Source organism: Amycolatopsis sp. A133 (assembly GCF_031082405.1).
Lineage (GTDB): Bacteria > Actinomycetota > Actinomycetes > Mycobacteriales > Pseudonocardiaceae > Amycolatopsis.
On record NZ_JAVHJU010000037.1, the window covers coordinates 1 to 1,253 of the forward strand.

2 protein-coding genes are annotated in these 1,253 nt (G+C 68.1%); both read right to left on the reverse strand.

Annotated features, from left to right (window positions below; translation table 11 throughout):
• Positions 1-36: 36 nt before the first annotated feature.
• Entirely contained in the window at positions 37-921 is an 885-nt protein-coding gene (locus Q5425_RS25025; RefSeq protein WP_308674742.1) for an IS3 family transposase, read from the reverse strand.
• On the reverse strand, positions 918-1,208 hold the full coding sequence (locus Q5425_RS25030; RefSeq protein ID WP_308674743.1) for a transposase: 291 nt from the start codon (positions 1,206-1,208) through the stop codon (positions 918-920). The genes Q5425_RS25025 and Q5425_RS25030 overlap by 4 nt, the downstream gene beginning before the upstream one ends.
• Positions 1,209-1,253: the final 45 nt, after the last annotated feature.

The following is a 1,253-nucleotide window of genomic DNA, read 5'->3' on the forward strand; positions in this document are numbered from 1 at the left end:
GTGTGGAGTTGCCCCGGCGGGGCGGACACGGGGTTTTCAGGCAGCTGGGGCTTGAGCGTAGTAGTTGGTTCGGGTTTCGGCTGGGGTGTGGTGGCCGTTGGTGGAGTGCAGCCGGTTGTGGTTGTAGTAGCGCAGCCAGGTGAACACGTCCTGGCGGGCGTGGGCGCGGGTGCGCCAGATGGTGGTACCGATTTCGGTTTTGAGGGTGGCGAAGAAGGCTTCGGCGGCGGCGTTGTCGTAGCACGATCCGACCCGCCCCACCGACGGCCGGATCCGGTGCTCGGCCAGCGCGGCCCGGAACTGGCTGGAGGTGTATTGGACGCCGCGGTCGGAGTGAAACACCGCATCGGGCTGGATGAGGCCGCGGGCGGTGGCGAGCTCGATGGCCTGGCAGACGAGGTCGGTGCGCATGTGCTCGGCCATGGCGTGGCCGACGATTTCGCGGGTGTGCAGGTCGATGACGGTGGCCAGGTAGAGCCAGCCTTGGAAGGTGGGCAGGCAGGTGATGTCCCCGACCAGCCGTGTCCCCGGTTTCTCGGCGGTGAAGTTCCGGCGGACCAGATCAGCCACCGGCGGGGTCGGGCCGGCCGCGGGCCGGGTCAAAGCTCGGCGTTTGCGGCGGGTGATCCCGGCCAGGCCGTGTTCGCGCATCAGCCGCTCGACCCGCTTGTGGTTCACCACGATCCCGCGGCGGTGCAGCTCCGCGGTGATCCGCGGGACGCCGTAGGCACCGCGATGCTCGGCATGGATCTCGGCGATCACCCGCACCAGCTCGGCCTCGGCCTCCGCCCGCGCAGCCCGGACCTGCTCGGCGGCGACCCACTCGTGGTAGCCCTGCCGGCGCAAGCCCAGGACCTGACACAACCGCTTCACGCCATAGGTGGCGCGGTGTTCGGAGATGAACCGGTAGCGGTAGATCATCGATCCATCTCGCGCGCAAAATAGGCGGCCGCTTTCCGCAGGATCTCCTTCTCTTTCTGCAGCTCAGCGACCTGCTTGCGCAGCCGCGTCACCTCATCGGTCACCGCCGGATCCTCCGCCTGCGGCCCGGCCTCGGCGGCCTGCTTGGCCACGTTCACCCACGACCGCAAGGTCTCGTGGTTCACCCCGAGCTCGCGGGCGATCTGCCGCAACGGCCGATCGCTCGAGTTCACCAACTCGACCGCATCGCGACGAAACTGCTCCGGATACTTCGACCTGCGAGACACCAGGACATCCTCCCTCCAGACCACCGTCTGGAATCAAGGTGTCCG

Bases quoted from the DNA above. Each gene is read 5' to 3' on its own strand.
- Q5425_RS25025 (WP_308674742.1), bottom strand. From the start codon at position 921: ATGATCTACCGCTACCGGTTCATCTCCGAACACCGCGCCACCTATGGC.